This window comes from Methylobacterium sp. D48H, assembly GCF_053345715.1.
Map to the genome: position 1 here is coordinate 1 of NZ_JBKFAP010000087.1, position 569 is coordinate 569.

Here is a 569-nt window from a genome sequence, read left to right on the forward strand (position 1 = left end):
GCTTCACCGCCGCGGCGTCGGCGCTGTCGGCCTGGATGGCACGCCCGCGGCGGCCCTTCGCCTCGATGGCGCGGACGATCTCGGCCGCCCGCTCGGCGGTCCGCTCGTACGTGATGGCGACGTCCGCGCCCCGGTCCGCGAGCGCCAGGGCGATGGCCGCACCGGTGCCGCGTGATGCGCCCGTCACCAGGGCGCGCTTGCCTGCCAGCTCACTCACGTCCGCCTCTTTCTGTAATGAACGACACAGAAATGGCTAGATGCGTTGCCGGCCCGGGTCAAGCGGTTTATATAACGATCGATGCAAAAATCCGCTTCGATCCAGGCAGGGGACCAGGCAGGGGATCAGGCAGGGGACCGGGCCGCGCCCGCCCGCGGTCGCGACCGGCCCCGCGCCTTCGACCGGGAGGCGGCGCTCGATCAGGCGATGCAGCTGTTCTGGCGCCGCGGCTCCGCCGCGACATCCATCTCGGATCTCACCGCGGCCATGGGGATCGGGTCGCCGAGCCTCTACGCGGCGTTCGGCTCGAAGGAGGCGCTCTACGCCGAGGCGCCGCGCCACTACGGGGACC

The 569-nt window shown here is 71.5% G+C and carries 2 protein-coding genes; one reads left to right on the forward strand and one right to left on the reverse strand.

The features are described from left to right. Window positions 1-217, reverse strand: a 217-nt coding sequence (locus ACLBX8_RS31590) for an SDR family NAD(P)-dependent oxidoreductase (RefSeq protein ID WP_447716406.1), incomplete at its 3' end; no start/stop codon positions are given. Window positions 218-298: 81 nt separating this feature from the next. Between ACLBX8_RS31590 and ACLBX8_RS31595 the strand changes: the two genes are divergently transcribed. Beyond that, window positions 299-569: TetR/AcrR family transcriptional regulator (locus ACLBX8_RS31595; RefSeq protein WP_447716407.1), on the forward strand; the 271-nt coding region annotated here is incomplete at its 3' end.